21 protein-coding genes and 1 pseudogene are annotated in these 18494 nt (G+C 64.3%); 9 read left to right on the plus strand and 13 right to left on the minus strand.

What is annotated here, in order from left to right:
• Nucleotides 1-4: 4 nt before the first annotated feature.
• From queE to queC, 3 genes are read right to left on the minus strand one after another with little or no spacing between them, the layout of a single operon-like run.
• The gene (gene queE / locus F3H35_RS08755) at nt 5-733 is read right to left on the minus strand and encodes a 7-carboxy-7-deazaguanine synthase QueE (protein WP_149779247.1); all 729 of its coding nucleotides are present in this window, start codon (nt 731-733) and stop codon (nt 5-7) included.
• On the minus strand, nt 730-1086 hold the full coding sequence (gene queD, locus F3H35_RS08760; protein WP_149779248.1) for a 6-carboxytetrahydropterin synthase QueD: 357 nt from the start codon (nt 1084-1086) through the stop codon (nt 730-732). The genes queE and queD overlap by 4 nt, the downstream gene beginning before the upstream one ends.
• Nucleotides 1086-1778: a 7-cyano-7-deazaguanine synthase QueC gene (gene queC, locus F3H35_RS08765; protein WP_149779249.1), complete on the minus strand. Its 693-nt coding sequence runs from the start codon at nt 1776-1778 to the stop codon at nt 1086-1088. The genes queD and queC overlap by 1 nt, the downstream gene beginning before the upstream one ends.
• A 133-nt stretch (nt 1779-1911) precedes the next feature.
• On the opposite strand from queC, the gene F3H35_RS08770 reads away from it, so the two are divergent.
• From F3H35_RS08770 to accC, 3 genes are all read left to right on the plus strand, one after another.
• Nucleotides 1912-2463: a LuxR C-terminal-related transcriptional regulator gene (locus F3H35_RS08770; protein WP_223228380.1), complete on the plus strand. Its 552-nt coding sequence runs from the start codon at nt 1912-1914 to the stop codon at nt 2461-2463.
• Nucleotides 2464-2633: 170 nt separating this feature from the next.
• Nucleotides 2634-3131: an acetyl-CoA carboxylase biotin carboxyl carrier protein gene (accB, locus tag F3H35_RS08775; RefSeq protein ID WP_149779250.1), complete on the plus strand. Its 498-nt coding sequence runs from the start codon at nt 2634-2636 to the stop codon at nt 3129-3131.
• A gap of 10 nt (nt 3132-3141) precedes the next feature.
• On the plus strand, nt 3142-4491 hold the full coding sequence (gene accC / locus F3H35_RS08780; protein WP_149779251.1) for an acetyl-CoA carboxylase biotin carboxylase subunit: 1350 nt from the start codon (nt 3142-3144) through the stop codon (nt 4489-4491).
• On the opposite strand, the gene F3H35_RS08785 is transcribed toward accC, so the two are convergent.
• The gene (locus F3H35_RS08785; protein ID WP_223228365.1) at nt 4472-5167 is read right to left on the minus strand and encodes a methyltransferase domain-containing protein; all 696 of its coding nucleotides are present in this window, start codon (nt 5165-5167) and stop codon (nt 4472-4474) included. The two genes, accC and F3H35_RS08785, sit on opposite strands and share 20 nt — an antisense overlap.
• 218 nt (nt 5168-5385) lie before the next feature.
• Here F3H35_RS08785 and aat point away from each other — a divergent pair, with 218 nt between their 5' ends.
• Nucleotides 5386-6036, plus strand: a complete 651-nt coding sequence (gene aat, locus F3H35_RS08790; protein WP_149779252.1) for a leucyl/phenylalanyl-tRNA--protein transferase — start codon at nt 5386-5388, stop codon at nt 6034-6036.
• On the opposite strand, the gene F3H35_RS08795 is transcribed toward aat, so the two are convergent.
• The 5 genes from F3H35_RS08795 to F3H35_RS08815 all read right to left on the minus strand — a co-directional run bounded on the left by F3H35_RS08795 (nt 6000) and on the right by F3H35_RS08815 (nt 9416).
• Complete coding sequence (locus tag F3H35_RS08795; RefSeq protein WP_149779253.1) at nt 6000-6365, minus strand: DUF2155 domain-containing protein; 366 nt, start codon at nt 6363-6365, stop codon at nt 6000-6002. The two genes, aat and F3H35_RS08795, sit on opposite strands and share 37 nt — an antisense overlap.
• Nucleotides 6362-6820, minus strand: a complete 459-nt coding sequence (mlaD, locus tag F3H35_RS08800; protein WP_149779254.1) for an outer membrane lipid asymmetry maintenance protein MlaD — start codon at nt 6818-6820, stop codon at nt 6362-6364. Before mlaD ends, F3H35_RS08795 begins: the two co-directional genes overlap by 4 nt.
• 13 nt (nt 6821-6833) lie before the next feature.
• Nucleotides 6834-7217, minus strand: coding sequence for an NADH:ubiquinone oxidoreductase subunit NDUFA12 (locus F3H35_RS08805; RefSeq protein ID WP_149779255.1), 384 nt, complete (start codon nt 7215-7217; stop codon nt 6834-6836).
• 162 nt (nt 7218-7379) lie between these two features.
• Nucleotides 7380-8642 carry an ATP-dependent Clp protease ATP-binding subunit ClpX gene (gene clpX, locus F3H35_RS08810; protein WP_007818050.1) on the minus strand — a complete coding sequence of 421 codons (1263 nt, stop codon included), beginning with the start codon at nt 8640-8642 and terminating at the stop codon, nt 7380-7382.
• A gap of 141 nt (nt 8643-8783) precedes the next feature.
• Nucleotides 8784-9416, minus strand: a complete 633-nt coding sequence (locus F3H35_RS08815) for an ATP-dependent Clp protease proteolytic subunit (RefSeq protein WP_149779256.1) — start codon at nt 9414-9416, stop codon at nt 8784-8786.
• 141 nt (nt 9417-9557) lie between these two features.
• Between F3H35_RS08815 and F3H35_RS08820 the strand changes: the two genes are divergently transcribed.
• A complete protein-coding gene (locus tag F3H35_RS08820) occupies nt 9558-10781 on the plus strand; it encodes an FAD-binding domain-containing protein (RefSeq protein ID WP_149779257.1) in 1224 nt (407 codons plus the stop codon).
• Between the two features lie 21 nt (nt 10782-10802).
• On the opposite strand, the pseudogene F3H35_RS08825 reads toward F3H35_RS08820, so the two are convergent.
• The 4 genes and pseudogenes from F3H35_RS08825 to F3H35_RS08840 form a co-directional block, all read right to left on the minus strand.
• A pseudogene (locus tag F3H35_RS08825) lies at nt 10803-11765 on the minus strand (DUF3179 domain-containing protein); the annotation flags it as partial.
• A gap of 95 nt (nt 11766-11860) precedes the next feature.
• Nucleotides 11861-12670: a DUF4336 domain-containing protein gene (locus F3H35_RS08830; protein ID WP_149779258.1), complete on the minus strand. Its 810-nt coding sequence runs from the start codon at nt 12668-12670 to the stop codon at nt 11861-11863.
• A 4-nt stretch (nt 12671-12674) separates the two neighbouring features.
• The gene (locus F3H35_RS08835) at nt 12675-13223 is read right to left on the minus strand and encodes a peptidylprolyl isomerase (protein ID WP_149779259.1); all 549 of its coding nucleotides are present in this window, start codon (nt 13221-13223) and stop codon (nt 12675-12677) included.
• Nucleotides 13216-13722 carry a peptidylprolyl isomerase gene (locus tag F3H35_RS08840; RefSeq protein ID WP_149779260.1) on the minus strand — a complete coding sequence of 169 codons (507 nt, stop codon included), beginning with the start codon at nt 13720-13722 and terminating at the stop codon, nt 13216-13218. The genes F3H35_RS08835 and F3H35_RS08840 overlap by 8 nt, the downstream gene beginning before the upstream one ends.
• Before the next feature lie 133 nt (nt 13723-13855).
• Here F3H35_RS08840 and F3H35_RS08845 point away from each other — a divergent pair, with 133 nt between their 5' ends.
• From F3H35_RS08845 to F3H35_RS08860, 4 genes are all read left to right on the plus strand, one after another.
• Complete coding sequence (locus tag F3H35_RS08845; RefSeq protein ID WP_149779261.1) at nt 13856-15040, plus strand: phosphoglycerate kinase; 1185 nt, start codon at nt 13856-13858, stop codon at nt 15038-15040.
• Between the two features lie 149 nt (nt 15041-15189).
• Nucleotides 15190-16083, plus strand: coding sequence for a fructose bisphosphate aldolase (locus tag F3H35_RS08850; RefSeq protein WP_149779262.1), 894 nt, complete (start codon nt 15190-15192; stop codon nt 16081-16083).
• Nucleotides 16084-16399: 316 nt separating this feature from the next.
• The gene (locus F3H35_RS08855; RefSeq protein ID WP_149779263.1) at nt 16400-17716 is read left to right on the plus strand and encodes a glutamine synthetase family protein; all 1317 of its coding nucleotides are present in this window, start codon (nt 16400-16402) and stop codon (nt 17714-17716) included.
• A gap of 98 nt (nt 17717-17814) precedes the next feature.
• Nucleotides 17815-18492: a type 1 glutamine amidotransferase gene (locus tag F3H35_RS08860; RefSeq protein WP_149779264.1), complete on the plus strand. Its 678-nt coding sequence runs from the start codon at nt 17815-17817 to the stop codon at nt 18490-18492.
• Nucleotides 18493-18494: the final 2 nt, after the last annotated feature.

Below are 18494 nucleotides of genomic sequence, written 5' to 3' on the forward strand. Positions count from 1 at the left end.
TTCCTCAAACGCCGCGCTTGTTGCCCCACAGCGCCACATGCAGCTGCGGCAGCACCCGCGCCTCGAACCAGCCATCTCGCGTGACGTGATCCACCAGCCAGCGCATCCGCGCATCAAGCCCGTCCTGATCGACCCGTGCCGCATCATCACCCGGCGGCGGCGGGGTGTGATTGCCCGGCTGCAGGAAAAGCGGCAATTGCGGATAGCGCCCCGCCACCTTCCGCGCCCAATCATAATCCGTCTCGTCGAAAATCACGATCTTCATCACCATGTCCGCGCCCTGACCCGCCGCAATGCAGGCATCGAACGCGGTCCAGTCCACCTCCATCCCGCTCGAGGGTGGTTTGGGGCTGAGCACCAGCATATCCAGCTCGGAAAACCAGTCCTTGGCGACCGAGCCCTGCGTCTCCAGAGCAAACCCATAGCCGCGCGCATGGCCCAACCGGATCACCTCGCCCAGGGGCTGGGTCGCCGGGTTGCCCCCCGACAACGACACCAGCAAGGGCCGCCCGCCCGACAGTTTCTCGACCTCGGCCATGATCGCACCGGGGGTCATCGGCGCCCATGTCTCGCGGAACGCGCTGTCCACGGCATGCAGGCTATCGCACCACGAACAGCGGTAATCGCATCCGCCCGTGCGCACAAACACCGTCGACACCCCGATCAGCGCACCCTCGCCTTGAATCGTCGGTCCGAAAATCTCGGACACCCGGATCGGTGCGGCGTCGGTCATGGCCGATATTCCGCCCATGTCTTGGGGGTCTCGCTGACCTTCACGGCGCTGACTTCCGGCCATCTGCCCACGCACCACTCATAAAAATGACGGGCCATGCGTTCGGCGGTCACGCAATCGTCCCCCAGCACATCATTGAGATGCCGGTGATCCAGCTTGTCATCGATATACCGCTTCAGCTCTGCCAGATCGAGGTAATCGCGTACGAACCCATGCGCGTTCAGGTCTTCGGCCCGCAATTCGACCACGACGATGTAATTATGGCCGTGCAGCCTTGCACATTGATGATCCTCGGGCAGGCCAAACAGCTGATGCGACGCCGAGAAATGAAATTCCTTGGTGATCGTGTACATCACTCCACCCCCACGGTAGCGCGCCAGAAATCCGCATCGGCATAGACGGTGGGATCGGTAATCCCAGCCAGGTGGAACGCCTCGCGGCGCTCGACACAGGTGCCGCAGCGCCCGCAATGCACCTCACCACCCTTGTAGCACGACCATGTATCCTCGAACGGCGTGCCATGGCGCGCGCCTTCGGTCACGATATCGGCCTTCGAGCCCGTCACGAAAGGCGTGTAAAGCTGCACCTTGGCAACCCCGTCCAGCGCATGATCCTCCATCGCCTGAAACGCCGCGATGAAATCGGGACGGCAATCGGGATAGATGAAGTGATCTCCGCCATGCACCGCCGTCGCGACCGCATCGGCCTTTTGCGCGGCCGCCATACCGAACCCCACGGCCAGCATGATCGCGTTGCGGTTGGGCACGACCGTGATCTTCATCGTCTCTTCGGCGTAATGCCCGTCCGGCACATCCAGATCATCGGTCAGCGCCGAGCCCGTCAGCGCCGCCCCCACAGCGCGCAGGTCGACCACGCGATGCGCCACACCCAAGCGCTCCGCACAGCGCGCGGCAAAATCCAGCTCCTTGGCGTGACGCTGGCCATAATCGAACGACAAAAGTCCCGCCAGCTCATGTTCGGCGGCGACCTTGTGGGCAAGCGATACCGAATCCAGCCCGCCCGAGCAGATGACGATGGTTTTCATTCCTGTGTCCTTGTTTTGAGCGGGTAGGCTGCGACCGCATGGGGCGCATCTAATCTCTATGACCGCCGATGGCAAGAACGGCACGCATGCGATGCCCCTTGGAACCCCTCCCGGCACGGGCCATAGTCGCGCCATGGACATCTCGGCCCTCGCCTTTCAGAACGCCCCCATCGGCCTTGCCGTGCTGGAAAACCGCGTGATCCGGCAGTGCAACCTGCAATTCGCCCGGACCTTCGGGGGGCCGACCGGCGATGTCTCGGATTTCACCGATGTTCCTCTGGCGCGCTACTACCCGTCCATCGCCGATTACGCGCGCATCGGGGAACGCGCACTTGCCGCCATGCGCGACACCGGGCGCTACGCGGATGAACGGGTGATGAAACGCGCCGATGGGACGCTGTTCTGGTGTCGCGCGCGGGGCCAGTCGGTCACGCCCGACGATCCTTTCCGACGCGGCGTTTGGTCCTTCACCGATCTGTCCGAAGAACGACCCCTTGTGGCCCTGACCACGCGCGAGCGCGAAGTGGCGATTCTCACCTGCCGTGGCATGACCTCCAAGGAAATCGGGCTGGAACTGGGCCTGAGCTACCGCACGATCGAGGTCTACCGCGCCCGCCTTCTCGAAAAATTCAATGCTCGTAAGCTGGCCGAACTGGTCGCCAAGCTTTCCGGGATGCCACTCTGATCCCGGCCCCGTGCGGCACTCTTGGCCGCAAGCCTCGCAATCAGGCGCGCGAGTAACCATTTTGCAAGGGGAAATGCCCGCTTTTCTCAGGCCGCGCCATGCCCTATAAGCGGCAAAAATCGAAAAACGCGATGGCGCCACGGCAGCCATCGAAAGCGTCGAGGAACCAGATGCCGAACAAAACAAATGACGCAGACGTGGCCTTCATCAAGGCCCTGGCCGAGCTTCTGCATGAAAACGACCTGACCGAATTGCAGGTCAAACGCGAATACGGCGAGAATGACGCCCTCAACGTGCGCGTCAGCCGCCGGACCGAGATCGTGACCCATGTCGCCGCCCCCGCAGCCCCGGCCCCCGGCCCGGCGCATTCGGGCTATGCGCCCGCACCGGCCCCGACCGCTGATGCAGGCTCGGTCGAAGACCCCGCCAGCCATCCCGGCGCCGTCACCTCTCCGATGGTCGGCACCGTCTACATGCAGGCCGAACCGGGCGCCCCCTCCTTCGTCAGCGTCGGCGACAAGGTGGCCGAAGGCGACACGCTGCTGATCGTCGAAGCGATGAAAACCATGAACCACATCCCCGCCCCCCGTGGCGGCACTGTCAAGCGCATCCTCGTCGAGGATGGCGCGGCCGTCGAATACGGCGCGCCGCTGATGATCATCGAATAAGGGCGCAGGCATGTTCGACAAGATCCTGGTGGCAAACCGCGGCGAGATCGCGCTTCGCGTGATCCGCGCCGCCCGCGAGATGGGCATTCACACGGTCGCCGTGCACTCGACCGCCGATGCCGACGCGATGCATGTGCGCATGGCCGACGAATCCGTCTGCATCGGCCCGCCCCCAAGCAGCGAAAGCTACCTGTCGATCCCGTCGATCATCGCCGCCTGCGAAGTGACTGGCGCCCAAGCGATCCATCCCGGTTACGGCTTTCTGTCGGAAAACGCGAATTTCGTGCAGATCGTCGAAGATCATGGCCTGACCTTCATCGGCCCGACCGCCGAACATATCCGGATCATGGGCGACAAGATCACCGCCAAGGACACCATGAAAGCCCTCGGTGTGCCTTGCGTGCCCGGCTCGGACGGTGGCGTGCCCACCTTGGCCGAGGCCAAGCGCCTTGGCGAAGAAATCGGTTATCCGGTCATCATCAAGGCCACCGCCGGTGGCGGCGGGCGCGGCATGAAAGTCGCCCAAAACGCGACCGAGATGGAACGCGCCTTCATGACCGCCCGCTCCGAGGCCAAGGCCGCCTTCGGCAATGACGAGGTCTATATAGAGAAATACCTCCAGACCCCGCGCCATATCGAAATTCAGGTCTTCGGCGATGGCAAGGGCGGCGCGGTCCATCTGGGCGAACGGGACTGCTCGCTGCAGCGCCGTCACCAGAAGGTCTTCGAAGAAGCCCCCGGACCCTGCATCACCGCCGAAGAGCGCGCCCGCATCGGCAAGACCTGCGCTGACGCCGTGGCCGCGATCAACTATGCCGGCGCCGGCACGATCGAGTTTCTGTACGAACACGGCGAATTCTACTTCATCGAGATGAACACCCGCCTGCAGGTCGAACACCCCGTGACCGAGGCGATCTTCGGTGTCGATCTGGTGCAGGAACAGATCCGCGTCGCCGAAGGACATCCGATGTCCTTCACGCAGGATGATCTGGTCATCAACGGCCACGCCATCGAAGTCCGCATCAACGCCGAGAAACTGCCCGAGTTCTCGCCGCGCCCCGGACGTATCACGCAGTTTCATACGCCCGGTGGTCTGGGCGTGCGGATGGATTCGGCGCTCTATGACGGTTACACGATCCCGCCCTATTACGATTCGCTGATCGGCAAGCTGATCGTGCATGGCCGCGACCGCAACGCCGCCCTGAACCGGCTCAACCGCGCCTTGGGTGAATTGATCGTCGATGGCGTCGATACCACCGTGCCGCTCTTTCACGCCCTGCTGCAGGAACCGGACATCCAGACCGGCAATTACAACATCCATTGGCTGGAAAACTGGCTGCTCACGAACCTTCAGGGCTGAGTGCGGGAACAAGCGTAAAGCTCGCCCTGCATTTGGCGCCCGACTGGAAATAATCCGACAGGCCAAGCCGCGCCTGCACCTCCAGCATCGTCCAGTCGATCCAGTCAAGCTCGAACCCGGCAACCCGCGCCGAAAGCGCCACCGCCCCCCGACTGGGCAAGAGCCGCAGACCCGGCGCACCGCAGACAGGCCGCCTGGCATGTTCCATCAGCAAGACGGGCGCCTCGCTGACCGCGAAAAGCCCGTCCACGATGACCAGCCTGGGGCGCAGCCTGGCCATCATGCTCAACAGCCCCGGCAGATCGGCGCATCCCTCGAGCATGTCGAAAAGCGCGATCACGTCGTGGCGCTCTCCTGCCGCGGCCTCGGCGCGCAGCGCCTCTTGCGGATCGGCGCATCGCATCTCGATCCGGCTGCGCAATCCCACCTCGGGCAAGCGTCCGAACCGCGCCACCTCGGCGCGCCGCGCCTCCACGCCGATCACCCGAAGCGCGCCCGCCGCCGCATAGGCGTGACACCATCGCCCATCCCCGGCCCCAAGCAGCAAGACCGTCGAATCCGCGATCACATGCCGGAAGCCATCCACAAGCATCCCATGGCGCGCCTGCGTCCGATTGGCCGCCAGGGTCACGTCATCGCCGAAAAAGCCCACCGACGCCTCATCCAGACCTGTCATCAAGATCGCCTTTTCCAACCTGAAGCGTTTCGCAAAAAACCTGAGCCACAGGTTTTCGCGAAATGCAGTGCTGCATTCCCTCGTTGCACGCGGTCCGCCTTTCGCTGGTGCCTCAGGATCAAGGCGGAACGCTTTATGCCCTTGCCGGTCTAGCACTGCAGAGGATACCAAAGCGTTAATCCCGGTCCTGTTCTGTCCTGAAAGTGCCACAAAGCCTTATGATCGACCCCGCCCTGCATCTGACGCCCGAGTTGCTGCTCAAGGCCTATGCGGCCGGGATCTTTCCGATGTCCGAAAACCGCGACGATCCCGAGATTTTCTGGGTCGATCCACGCCGTCGCGGGGTCTTGCCTCTGAACGGGTTCCATATCTCGCGCTCGCTGGCGCGCCGGATGCGCCAGGCGACCTATAGCGTGACGATGGATGCCGATTTCGCCGGGGTCCTCAACGCCTGCGCGGATCGCGAGGAAACCTGGATAAACGCTGAAATTCACCGCCTTTACATGGAATTGCACCATATGGGCACGGCCCATTCTCTGGAAATCTGGCAGGATGGCGCCTTGGCGGGCGGCGTCTATGGCGTGGCCTTGGGCGGGGCGTTTTTCGGCGAAAGCATGTTTTCTCGCCGCACCGACGCCTCCAAACTGGCCCTCGCGCATCTCACAGATCATTTGCGGCGCTGCGGCTTCAGCCTGTTCGACACGCAATTTATCACGCCGCATCTGGCGTCACTGGGCGCAGTCGAAATCAGCCGGTCAGACTATCACTCCAGATTGCGCGAGGCTCTGGACTTGCCCGCCTCGATCACCGCGCAGCCGCTATGTGCTTCGCCTCACTCGGTCCTGCAGCGCAACACCCAGACGTCATAGCGCTGATGTTCCATCGCGTTCAACGCCGGCGATGAGGCGATCATCCAGCCTTCGAAAACCGGCTGATTGCTCCTTGGATCACGCACCGTGATATAGGCAAAGGCATCTGACGCCGCGTCCCCCGCCGGATACCGGCACTCGCCGAGCGTGACCTCCAGATTGCCAAGCTCCGCGCTCTCGCCCGTGGCCAGCATCATGTCGACCGTATCGCCGTTGATCTTGTCCAGACCCCGCAAGGCGGCCCCGGTTCCGATCTCCACATCCTGCGCAGTTGCGGCAAGCGGCGCCAGGCCAAGCGCCAGCCCCAAGGCCGCTGCCCTGAGGATCATTGACCGTTGCCCTCTTCGTCACCGGCCACGAATTTCATCAGCAAGGACACAAGACTGACCGACCCTTGGGTAAATTCGATCTCGTCGCCCGGCTCGAAGGTAAAGGGCGAGCCACCCGGCAGGATTTCCACGAAATTGCCGCCCAGCAACCCTTCCGAGCTGATCGCAACGGCGCTGTCATCGGGCACGGCGATCCCTTCGGTCACGGTGAATGTGGTCTTCGCGCGATAGGTCTCGGGATCCAGCTCCACCGCGGTGACGCGCCCGACCTTGACCCCGGCCATGCGCACATCCGTGCCCACATCCACCCCATCGGCACTTCGGAAACTGGCGCTCAGCGGGTATTCCGTTGCCGCGCCCGACACGCCCGTGACCTGACCGGCATAGACCAGGAATCCGACAGCAACGGCCAGAACCGCGCCGCCAACGATGACTTCCGTGGTGCTTTCCGACATGATCCGCTTGCCTTTATTCCGGGGTCCAGGGTTCGTAATCGCGGCGCTCCATAGGGGCGGTCCGCCGGATCGACCCGGCCGGCGCATAGGCCAGCGCGGTCCCCGTCAGGTTTTCCTCATGCGGCTTTTCCCAAGGCTTGCGCGCCAGCGGCTTTTCCGACGGCACCTCGTCGAACGTGTGATGCAGCCAGCCATGCCAATCCGGGCTTACGCGGCTCGCCTCGGCTTCGCCGTTGAAGATCACCCACCGCTTCTTGCCGTCGCGCGAGACATAGAAGCTGTTGCCCTGATCGTCCTCGCCCACCTTCACGCCCTTGCGCCAGGTGTAGAACTGAGTGTTGAGCGTCTGCCCGTTCCACCATGTGACCGATCGCAGAAGGGTGTTGAGAATGCCCATGAAGACCTCCGATATGCTGACCCTGATATGGCGCAATCGGCGCCAAAGGTCCAGTGCCGGTTGCATGCCCAAGCTGCGGCCGGCACGACCTTGCGGCGCGGCATCAAAAAGGCCCGCAAGGATGATCCCGCGGGCCTTCGATATTGCACGGCGCGGCGCGGCTCAACTGGCCGACGTCGCCTCTTTTTTCTGGTCGGCATAGATGATCAGCGGGGCGGCATCGGAATTCACGGCCTCTTCGTTGACCACGACTTCCTCGACCCCTTCCATACCCGGAAGCTCGAACATGGTGTTCAGCAGGATATCCTCGAGGATCGAGCGCAGCCCTCGTGCACCGGTTTTACGCGCAATGGCCCGACGCGCAATCGCCGTCAGCGCATCATCGGTAAAGGTCAGTTGCGCGTTTTCCAGCTCGAACAGACGCTGATACTGCTTGATCAGGGCGTTTTTCGGCTCGGTCAGGATGGTGACCAGCGCCTCTTCGTCCAGATCCTCAAGCGTGGCGATCACCGGCAGACGTCCGACAAACTCCGGAATCAGACCGAATTTCAGCAGATCCTCAGGCTCGAGATCCTTGAACACTTCGCCCGTGTTGCGCGCGTCCACGTCGCGCACATCGGCGCCGAAGCCCATCGCGCTGCCCTTGCCGCGCTGCGAAATGATCCGGTCAAGCCCGGCAAACGCACCGCCGCAGATGAACAGGATGTTGGTCGTGTCCACCTGCAGGAACTCCTGCTGGGGATGCTTGCGCCCGCCTTGCGGCGGCACGGCGGCCACGGTGCCTTCCATCAGCTTCAGAAGCGCCTGCTGCACGCCCTCGCCCGACACGTCGCGGGTGATCGACGGATTTTCCGACTTGCGGGTGATCTTGTCGACCTCGTCGATATAGACGATGCCGCGCTGCGCGCGCTCCACGTTGTATTCGCTCGACTGCAGCAGCTTGAGGATGATGTTCTCGACATCCTCGCCCACATAACCCGCCTCGGTCAGCGTGGTGGCGTCTGCCATGGTAAAGGGCACATCCAGAATCCGCGCCAGCGTCTGCGCCAGCAAGGTCTTGCCGCAGCCCGTCGGACCGATCAGCAGGATGTTGGATTTGCTCAGTTCGATGTCGTTCTTGCCCGAGTGGTTCAGGCGCTTGTAGTGGTTGTGCACCGCCACCGACAGAACCCGCTTGGCCATCGACTGACCGATCACGTAATCATCCAGAACGGCACAGATATCCTGCGGCGTCGGAACGCCATCGGTCGATTTCAACCCGGCGCTCTTGGTTTCCTCGCGGATGATATCCATGCACAGTTCGACGCATTCGTCGCAGATGAACACGGTCGGACCCGCGATCAGCTTTCGCACCTCATGCTGGCTCTTGCCGCAAAAGCTGCAATACAGGGTGTTCTTGCTGTCGCTGCCAGAGTTATTCGACATCGCGTACCTTTCGGGCCGTGCCCAGCAGTTTCCCGGCCCCTTCGGGCCGGTCTCCTCGTGTTTCTCGCCAGCTTAAGACAGGTGGTCATGCACCACAATGTCAAATTCGCTGGCCTTCCGGGATGGCGACGCCGCCCCGGATCAGCTCTTTTCGTCGTCCGTTTTCACGCGGCTTTCCACGATCTCGTCGATGAGACCCCAGTTTTTCGCTTCCTCGGGCGACATGAAATTATCCCGTTCCAGCGCATCCTCGACTTTCTTGAGGGTCTGGCCGGTATGCTTCACGTAAATCTGATTGAGCCGCTTTTTCAGCTTCAGCGTCTCTTCGGCGTGGATCATGATGTCCGTCGCCTGGCCCTGATACCCGCCCGACGGCTGGTGAACCATGATTCGGCTGTTGGGCAACGAGAACCGCATCCCCTTTTCGCCCGCCGTCAGAAGCAGCGACCCCATCGAGGCCGCCTGGCCGATCACCAGCGTGCTCACCTTGGGCTTGATGTATTGCATCGTGTCGTAGATCGACAACCCGCTGGTCACCACCCCGCCGGGGCTGTTGATATACATGCTGATTTCCTTCGACGGATTCTCCGCCTCCAGATGCAACAACTGTGCCACGATCAGGCTCGACATACCGTCATGCACCGGGCCGTTCACGAAGATGATCCGCTCCTTGAGCAGGCGCGAAAAGATGTCATAGGCCCGCTCGCCACGGCTGGTCTGTTCGACCACCATCGGCACGAGGGTATTCATGTAGGTCTCATAAGGGTCTGTCATGTCCGCCTGCCTGTCATAAAGATATGAGCTTTACCGCTCAGGTGCTAACGGAGTCTTAGTCCCGCGCCCCACACGCTGCAAGGGGCTGGCCCCGATTGTTTTGCGCTTGATCGCCGGGGCGACAGGGCTAGATCGCGCCGCATGGATGGATCGGCAACGCCCCAGAGTTTCGAACCCACGCGCAACGCGGCGCTCGATCGGTTGCGTGTCTTCGCTCCGAAAGCCGGCGGCGATTACGCGCGGCTACGCAATTATGATCTGGGTCCGGGCCGGCATGTGCATGTCTCGACCCTGTCTCCCTACCTGCGCCACCGCCTCCTGACCGAGGACGAGGTTCTGCGCACCGTGCTCGCCCGCCACTCGCCACAAGCGGCCGAAAAATTCATTCAGGAAGTGTTCTGGCGCAGCTACTGGAAAGGCTGGCTGGAAATGCGCCCCGCCGTCTGGACCGCCTATCGCGAGGGGCTTGCCGCGGCACTCAACCGCAGCCGGGTCGAAGCCGGTCTGCGACAGCGCTGGTCGGATGCCTGCAACGGACAGACCGGCATCGACGGCTTCGATCACTGGGCGCATGAACTGATCCAGACGGGCTATCTGCACAATCACGCGCGCATGTGGTTCGCCTCGATCTGGGTGTTCACCCTCGGCCTGCCATGGGAGCTGGGGGCGGATTTCTTCCTGCGTCACCTGCATGATGGCGATCCGGCCTCGAACACACTTGGCTGGCGGTGGGTCGCGGGGCTGCAGACGCGCGGCAAAACCTATCTCGCGCGCCCCGACAATATCGCCCGCTACACCGAACGTCGCTTTCACCCTGCGGGCCTTGCCCCTGCGGCCCCGCCCTTGGACGGCCCCGATCATCCGCAACGCCGCCCCGCGCCGGTCTCGCCACCTTGGACAGCCTCGCGCCGCTCGGGCCTCTTGCTGCACGAGGATGATCTCAGCCCCGCTTACCTGTTCGAAACGGGCCTCGCCCCCGTCTCGCAGATCCGCCTGCAGACCACATCCGCCCGATCCCCCCTTGCGGTGTCGCCTCAGGTCACCGCCTTCGTCTCAGCAGCACTCGAGGATGCCGCCACCCGCTGGCGCGACCGCTCGGGCGAGGATGCAGGGCACCACGACCAAGTGGACGCCATCGCCGATTGGGCGCGCGCCTCAAGGCTTGAGCAGATCGTGACGCCCTATGCCCCCGTCGGCCCCACAGCCGAGGCTCTGGACAAGCTGGACGCGGCCCTCGCGCCCCACGGCATCGCCCTGATCCGCCCCTTGCGCCCCTATGACGAACGCGCATGGCCCCATGCCACCCACGGGTTTTTCCGCTTCAAGGACCAGATCCCAAGCCTGCTGTCCGCCATGGGGCTCTAACCCCGCGCGACCGCCTCTCTCCCCCAGCATCCATCGCCCTTCGGGCCAGAACGCATGGAAGGCAAAGGCGAACATCACATCATGCGGCAAATCGCGCCCCTGCGCGTCGCGCACCCGCACGCTGCCCACATCCCGGCCTTGGGCGATCACCTCCGTATCCAGCGCCGAGGCTTGTCCCGCCTCCCAACCAATCACCACACCTTCCTCGCTCAACCCGCCGTGCCGTCGCACACGCTCCAGCGGCCAGGCGCGGTCCCCCACCCGCACGACCCGTGCCAGAGCCGGAATGCCATGCGGCGGCGGATCACCGCTATAAAGGAAAGGCCGCGTCAGCCCGTCATAGCCGCCATAGGGATTCTGGCCATAGCGCCGGGGATAGGCGGGCTCGGCCATGACCAGCCCATCGGGATGGCGCGCGCGGAACTGGTCCCAGCTTTCCATCCATGCCGGTACCTGTCGCAACTCCGTGCCGGTCACATCACCCACGATCGCCTCGCCCACCGCCTGCTGCCACCAGCTTTCGGTCTGACGGTCATACATGATCATGTCCGAATGGCGCAGCTTCCCCGACACCCCGAACTCCAGCACGCGGCCCCCTGCCCGCCGGTCGAAGACCAGCCCCGAATTGCACAGCGGACAGAACGTGACCGCCACCGGCACACCCGCCACCTCGTCATTGACGATCTCGTGCCATGTCAGATAGCGGATCGGATAGGCGCGCGGCACGGCGTCTGCGATCTCAAGCGTGATGACCGGCTCGCGCCCGCCGATCCGGGTTTCTTCAGAAGCCTCGATGAACTCCGGATCGCTCAGCGCGGGGATGCCATCCTTCGGCGGCCCGCCCGAGACGATCTCGACCCAGCTCTCGACGCTGGTGGTGGTGAAATCCGTGTTCGGCCATTCATGTTTCCAGAAGGCCGGATCGGCAGCGGCCATATGCGCGGCAAGCGCCAATATGGCGGTCAATATCGGCAGACGAGGCATCGCGTAGAGCTCCTTCAAGGGCTGTCCCGATAATGCCCATCCGCGCCCCATCTGCACAGCAGGCCCACGCAAACGTGAAAGCCCTTGCGCGCCGACTACTGCGCGCCCCCGTCGCCTTTCTTCATGTCCGACAACGCCCGGTCCCACCGCCGATGCCGCAGCAACCGGCGAAAGGCGCGCTCCAGCTCGGCGGTGCCGCGCCGCTCATACCAGCGGCCATGCGCCAGGATCACCCGCTCGGGCGCCCATGCGATCATCCGCTCCAGACTTTCGGCCAGCGCCGCCTTGTCCCGATACCTCCAGCGCAGACGCGGCGGCATGCTGCCGTCGCTGTCATCCACCCCCGCGATCCAGATGATCGGCCGCGTCCAGACCGGCAGCTTCGCCGTCTCGAAAGCCTGAATGAGATCGGTCAGGATCAGCGTCCGGCTGTCGCGGTGCAGGAACACCGCCTCCCGATGATCCCGGCTGCCGCCCAGGATCATCTGGTCGATCTGCCCGGCCCAGGGCGCCTCGGCACCGTCGGCCTTCAATACATGATCGATAACAAGCGTATGGCCCCTCCGGGCTGCGTGGTCCGCCACCCCCGGCGCCGCCCAGCTTTTCGCGCGCGCAAAAGCCGCCTGCCAATCAGGCATATGCGTATGATGCCAGCGGTTCGGCGCAATGAGATGCGCAACCGGCCCAAGCGCCTCGATCTGCGCGCGCAGCCCCTCGCTCAGCCGCGTCGGCGAATGCACCCACAGATCGCCATTCTCCAGCCGGATCACCGTGGCCCTTGTGGGCACCGGCACCCCCCCGCAGCGCAGCGCCGGCCCATCGATCAGCCACACCCCGTCCGCCACGGGCTTGAGCGTATCGAGCGGCTCATACCCCGTGGCGATATCCAAGGCGTCGGCCGGCATCGGCTCAGTCGGTGACCGTGACCGATTGCATCACGTCGGGCTGACCGATCACCGCGCCGTTGCGGCCCTTGCCGCGCTTGATCGCATCGACCACATCCATGCCGCCCGTCACCTCTCCGACAACGGTATATTGCCCGTTCAGATGCGTGGCCGGTGCGAACATGATGAAGAACTGCGAATTGGCGCTGTCCGGGCTCTGGCTGCGGGCCATGCCGACCACGCCGCGCTCGAACGGCACATCCGAGAACTCGGCCTTCAGGTCGGGCCGGTCGCTGCCGCCCATGCCGGCGCGGCCCATATCGCCGCCCTCCAGCTTGCCGAACTGCACGTCGCCGGTCTGCGCCATGAAACCCTCGATCACCCGGTGGAACACGACCCCGTCATAGGCGCCCGCCTCGGCCAGCGCCGTGATCTGCTCCACATGGCCCGGAGCCACATCCTCGAAAAGGTCGATCGTGACGGTGCCATTGGCCTCGCCCGCGATCTCGATCTGCAGGCCCGTGGCCAGCGCGGGGCTGGCCAGAAGGCTGAAAAGAACCGCCAGTTTACGCATCTGCGGCCACCTTCACGCTGATCATCCGGTCCGGGTTCGCAGGCGGCTCGCCGCGGGTGATCGCATCGACATGCTCCATCCCCGAGATCACCCGGCCATAGACCGTGTATTGCCCGTTGAGGAAATGGTTGTCGCTGAAATTGATGAAGAACTGGCTGTTGGCGCTGTCCGGGTTCTGGCTGCGGGCCGCACCGATCGTGCCGCGATCATGCGGGATGCGGCTGAACTCGGCCTTGAGATTGGGCAGGTCGCTGCCGCCGGTGCCTGCGGCGCGCGGATTGTAATCCTTCTCCATATTGGCATTCGCCACATCGCCGGTTTGGGCCATGAAACCGTCGATCACCCGGTGGAAGGCCACGTTGTCATACTGACCGCTGCGCGCCAGCTCCTTCATGCGCGCGCAATGGTTGGGCGCGATGTCGGGCAGCAGCTCGATCGTGACGGTGCCGTCCTTCAGCTCGATGAGGATGGTGTTCTCGGGATCCTTGATATCGGCCATCTGGCCCTCCTTGTCTGAGATGTCGCAAGATACCTAAGCCGTCGCCTCGGGATTGCCAAGCGCAGAGGTTGACGCCCTGCCCCCGACACGCCAATAGAGACCCCGTGTTTCGGACAGGCAGGAGGCCTCAGGCATGAGCTGGAAAACCCTCGATGACATGGATCTGGCCGGCAAGACCGTGCTGACCCGCGTGGACATCAACGTGCCCATCGAGAACGGCCGCGTCACCGATGCCACCCGCATCACCCGCATCGTGCCCACGATCGAGGCCATTCTCGCAGCCGGCGGCACGCCGATGCTGATCGCCCATTTCGGCCGCCCCAAGGGCAAGGTGGTGGACGACATGTCGCTGCGCCCCGTGGTGCCCGCCCTCGAACAGGCGCTCGGCCGCAAGGTCACCTTCATCGAAACGCTCGATGGCGCCGAGAACCTCACCGACGAGGCCCGCGCCGCCGACGTGCTTTTGCTGGAAAACATCCGCTTCCACCCCGGCGAAGAAGCCAATGACCCCGAATTCGCCCGCCGCCTCGCAGGCCTCGGCGACATCTACTGCAACGATGCGTTTTCCGCCGCCCATCGCGCGCATGCCTCGACCGAGGCGCTCGCCCATCTGCTGCCCGCCTGCGCCGGTCGCCTGATGCAGGCCGAGCTGCAGGCGCTTCAGGCCGCCTTGGGCGCGCCGCAGCGCCCGGTGGTGGCCGTGGTCGGCGGCGCCAAGGTGTCGACCAAGCTCGATCTTCTGGGCAACTTGGTGGAAAAGGTCGATCAACTGGTGATCGGCGGCGGCATGGCCAATACCTTCCTCGCCGCCCAGGGCCTGACCGTGGGCACGTCGCTCTGCGAACATGACATGGCAGGCACCGTGCGCTCGATCATGACCCGCGCCGGCGCCTCGGGCTGCGAGATCCTTCTGCCCGCCGACGTTGTGGTGGCGCGCGAGTTCAAGGCCGGCGCCGCGCATGACACCGTGCCCGCCCATGCCTGCCCCGAAGATGCGATGATCCTCGATGCCGGCCCGCAATCGGTGGCGCGGATCACCACCGCCTTCGACGCGGCCCGCACGCTGATCTGGAACGGCCCCCTCGGCGCCTTCGAGATCGAGCCCTTCGATGCCGCCACCAACGCCGCCGCAGCCCATGCCGCGGCCCTCAGCCGGGCGGGCAAACTGGTCTCCGTCGCAGGTGGCGGCGACACCGTGGCCGCGCTGAACAAATCCGGCGCCGCTGCGGATTTCACCTATATCTCGACCGCCGGCGGCGCGTTTCTGGAATGGATGGAAGGTAAGGTGCTGCCCGGCGTCGCGGCCCTGGGCGGCTGATCCCGGGACGGTGCCCGGGGCGCGCGCCCCGGCACCCCGCTGTTAGCGCGACCACGATTGCATCATCGCCGCCCCTCGCCTAGAACCACCGGAAATATGGTGGCACACCGTCACCTTACCGTCACTTTTCAGTCCATGGGGATACGTTCATGTCCAAGCACCGCCAGACCGAACAGGTCCGCACCGCACCCGGCTTCATCGCGGCCCTCGACCAGTCGGGCGGCTCCACCCCCAAGGCGCTGCGCCTTTACGGGATCGAGGAAGACCAATACGACAGCGAAGAGCAGATGTTCGACCTCATCCACGAGATGCGCTCGCGCATCGCCCGCGCCCCCGCCTTCACCGGCGACAAGGTGATCGGCGCGATCCTCTTCGAGATGACCATGGACCGGCAGATCGACGGCAAGCCCTCGGCCACGTACCTGTGGGAAGACCGCGGCGTGGTGCCCTTTCTCAAGGTCGACAAGGGGCTGGCGGACGAACGGGATGGCGTGCAGCTGATGAAGCCGATGCCCGATCTCGACGCGCTTCTCGCGCGCGCCGTGCAGGCCGGCATCTTCGGCACCAAGATGCGCTCGGTCATCAACGCCGCCGATCCGGCGGGCATCAAGGCCGTGGTCGCCCAGCAATTCGAGATCGGCCGCCAGATCCTCGCCCACGGGCTCGTGCCGATCATCGAACCCGAAGTCACCATCAGCATTCCCGACAAGGCCGCCGCCGAAACACTCCTGCGCGACGCGCTCGCCGCCCATCTCGACGCCCTGCCCGAAGACTGCCAGGTGATGCTCAAACTGACCCTGCCCGAAACCGACAACCTCTATGCACCGCTGATCGCCCATCCGCGGGTGCTGCGCGTGGTGGCGCTCTCGGGCGGCTACAGCCGCGACGAGGCCAATGCCCGGCTGGCCCGCAACACCGGCATGATCGCGAGCTTCAGCCGCGCGCTCACCGAAGGCCTGTCCGCCCAGCAATCCGACGCCGAGTTCAACGACACCATCGCAGCCTCGATCGACAGCATCCACCGCGCCTCGGTCCAGGGCTGAGACCGGGCAAGAGGGGGCCCTGCCCCCGCCGTTGAAATCCCTCAAGGGGGATTTCAACGACTCCCCCGGGATATTTACAGCCAGAAGAAACGCGCGCCGCCTCATGTTTCTTCTGGCCCCAAATATCCCCGCCGGAGGCCCCCGCTCGCCCCGGTCACGACATCGATCGGCCAGCGCCCGACACACCGACAGAATTCCGGTGCAATACCGACGCGATACCGACGCCGTTTTACTGCGGATTTTTTTGATCAAATTCTTGTGGCATCCTTTCCCATGACGGATTAGCCTATGCGCCGACATGTCAGGAGCCGCCCCGATGGAGCTTGCGAACCACCCAACGATCCGTGTCGCCGCCTGCGATCTCAACGGTCAGATGCGCGGCAAGCGCGTGCCCGGCGGTTACGCCGCCAAGCTGGATCAGGGCGCGATCCGCATGCCGCTGTCAGTTCTCAACGTGGATATTTTCGGGGCCGATATCGACGGCTCTCCACTGGTTTTCGCCTCGGGTGATGCCGATGGCGTGCTGCATCCCACCGGGCGCGGGCCGGTGCCGTTGCCCTGGCTGGACGCGCCGCAGCCGCTGGTGCCGATGGCGATGCATCATGATGACGGGCTGCCCTTCGAAGGCGATCCGCGGCACGCCCTGGTTGCGGTGCTGGACCGGTTCGGCGAGCGCGGCTGGCAGGTGATCGCCGCTACCGAGCTGGAATTCACCCTGGTCGATGACAGCGGCGAGACCCTGCACCGGGTGCGCGATCCGCGATCGGGCCGCAGGCTCGAGGCGCCGGGCATCCTGTCGATGACGCAGATGGATGCGTTCGATCCCTTTCTGACCGCTCTTTACGAGGCCTGCGCCGCCATGGGCATCCCCGCCCAGACCGCCACCAGCGAGGCCGGGATCGGCCAGTTCGAGGTGACGCTGAACCATCAGGACGGGCTGCGCGCCGCCGATGACACATGGCTCTTCAAGACGCTCATCAAGGGGCTGGCGCACAAGCACGGCTTTTCCGCCACCTTCATGGCAAAGCCTTTCGCCAATGATGCCGGCAACGGGATGCATATGCATTTCTCGGTGATCGACGCCGAGGGGCGCAACCTCTTTGACGATGGCGGCGAGGCGGGCACCGATCTCCTGCGCGCCGCCGTCGCGGGCTGTCTGGCCGCCCTGCCCGGCTCCACGCTGGTCTTTGCGCCGCATGCCAACAGCTACACCCGGTTGGTGCCCGACGCGCATGCGCCCACCAGCGCCTCTTGGGCCTATGAAAACCGCACCGCCGCGATCCGTATTCCCGGCGGCCCACCCCAGGCCCGCCGGATCGAGCATCGCGTCTCGGGCGGCGACATCAACCCCTATCTCACCTTCGCCGCCATCCTCGGCGCCGCGATCACCGGCATCGAGGAGGGCATGACACCCCCCGCCCCGATCACAGGCAACGCCTATCAGCGCGATCTGCCCGCCATGGCCCCCGACTGGGAGACCGCGATCGACCGTTTTGCGACCGATCCGATGGTCGCGCGCATCCTGCCCGGGCAACTGATCGCCAACCTCGTGATGACCAAACGGCAAGAGTTGCGCCTGATGCGCGACATCCCCACCGAAACCCAGTGGAAAACATATCTCGAGACGGTGTAAACAGGTCGTCAGGCACACCATATCGCCTCGGGCATGCCGGGCCTTGCCCCGGCCTGCCGGCTGAGATAGCCTGAATTTGATCAAATTATGGGGTTCCCATGAAAATCGGAATTCTGCAGACCGGACACGCCATCGACATCCTGCGCCGGGAACTGGGCGATTATGATGCGATGTTCGCGCGGCTGCTGGACGGGCACGGCTTCACGTTCGAGACATGGAACGTGGTGGATGAGGACTATCCCGACAGGCCGTCCGAGGCGGATGGCTGGCTGATCACCGGCTCCAAGCATGGCGCCTACGAGGATCACCCGTGGATCCCGCCTCTGGAGCAGTTCATCCGCGACATATACGATGCGGGACGGCCCCTGGTGGGGGTGTGCTTCGGGCATCAGATCATCGCGCAGGCGCTTGGCGGCAAGGTCGTCAAGTTTCCCGGCGGTTGGGCCATCGGGCGCACGGTCTATGACATCGAAGGCCAGAAGATCGCGCTGAACGCCTGGCATCAGGATCAGGTCGTGAGCCTGCCCGAAGGCGCGCAGGTGATCGGCTCGAACGACTTTTGCGCCAATGCCGCCCTGCTTTATGGCAACCGCATCTACACGATCCAGCCACATCCCGAATTCGGCGCCCATATCATCGGCCGGCTGATCGAGCATCGTGGCCCCGGCGTGGTCCCCGACACCCAACTGGCACAGGCGCAGACGCGCCTAGATGCGCCCGTCGCCAATGACGTGATCGGCCGCCGCATCGCCGAATTCTTCAAGCAGGAGCGCTGATC

Source organism: Roseovarius litoreus, from assembly GCF_900142765.1.
GTDB lineage: Bacteria > Pseudomonadota > Alphaproteobacteria > Rhodobacterales > Rhodobacteraceae > Roseovarius > Roseovarius litoreus.

Coding starts and splice junctions, on each gene's coding strand:
- queE (WP_149779247.1), bottom strand. CDS start 733: ATGACCGACGCCGCACCGATCCGGGTGTCCGAGATTTTCGGACCGACG.
- queD (WP_149779248.1), bottom strand. CDS start 1,086: ATGTACACGATCACCAAGGAATTTCATTTCTCGGCGTCGCATCAGCTG.
- queC (WP_149779249.1), bottom strand. CDS start 1,778: ATGAAAACCATCGTCATCTGCTCGGGCGGGCTGGATTCGGTATCGCTT.
- F3H35_RS08770 (WP_223228380.1), top strand. CDS start 1,912: ATGGACATCTCGGCCCTCGCCTTTCAGAACGCCCCCATCGGCCTTGCC.
- accB (WP_149779250.1), top strand. CDS start 2,634: ATGCCGAACAAAACAAATGACGCAGACGTGGCCTTCATCAAGGCCCTG.
- accC (WP_149779251.1), top strand. CDS start 3,142: ATGTTCGACAAGATCCTGGTGGCAAACCGCGGCGAGATCGCGCTTCGC.
- F3H35_RS08785 (WP_223228365.1), bottom strand. CDS start 5,167: ATGACAGGTCTGGATGAGGCGTCGGTGGGCTTTTTCGGCGATGACGTG.
- aat (WP_149779252.1), top strand. CDS start 5,386: ATGATCGACCCCGCCCTGCATCTGACGCCCGAGTTGCTGCTCAAGGCC.
- F3H35_RS08795 (WP_149779253.1), bottom strand. CDS start 6,365: ATGATCCTCAGGGCAGCGGCCTTGGGGCTGGCGCTTGGCCTGGCGCCG.
- mlaD (WP_149779254.1), bottom strand. CDS start 6,820: ATGTCGGAAAGCACCACGGAAGTCATCGTTGGCGGCGCGGTTCTGGCC.
- F3H35_RS08805 (WP_149779255.1), bottom strand. CDS start 7,217: ATGGGCATTCTCAACACCCTTCTGCGATCGGTCACATGGTGGAACGGG.
- clpX (WP_007818050.1), bottom strand. CDS start 8,642: ATGTCGAATAACTCTGGCAGCGACAGCAAGAACACCCTGTATTGCAGC.
- F3H35_RS08815 (WP_149779256.1), bottom strand. CDS start 9,416: ATGACAGACCCTTATGAGACCTACATGAATACCCTCGTGCCGATGGTG.
- F3H35_RS08820 (WP_149779257.1), top strand. CDS start 9,558: ATGGATGGATCGGCAACGCCCCAGAGTTTCGAACCCACGCGCAACGCG.
- F3H35_RS08830 (WP_149779258.1), bottom strand. CDS start 12,670: ATGCCGGCCGACGCCTTGGATATCGCCACGGGGTATGAGCCGCTCGAT.
- F3H35_RS08835 (WP_149779259.1), bottom strand. CDS start 13,223: ATGCGTAAACTGGCGGTTCTTTTCAGCCTTCTGGCCAGCCCCGCGCTG.
- F3H35_RS08840 (WP_149779260.1), bottom strand. CDS start 13,722: ATGGCCGATATCAAGGATCCCGAGAACACCATCCTCATCGAGCTGAAG.
- F3H35_RS08845 (WP_149779261.1), top strand. CDS start 13,856: ATGAGCTGGAAAACCCTCGATGACATGGATCTGGCCGGCAAGACCGTG.
- F3H35_RS08850 (WP_149779262.1), top strand. CDS start 15,190: ATGTCCAAGCACCGCCAGACCGAACAGGTCCGCACCGCACCCGGCTTC.
- F3H35_RS08855 (WP_149779263.1), top strand. CDS start 16,400: ATGGAGCTTGCGAACCACCCAACGATCCGTGTCGCCGCCTGCGATCTC.
- F3H35_RS08860 (WP_149779264.1), top strand. CDS start 17,815: ATGAAAATCGGAATTCTGCAGACCGGACACGCCATCGACATCCTGCGC.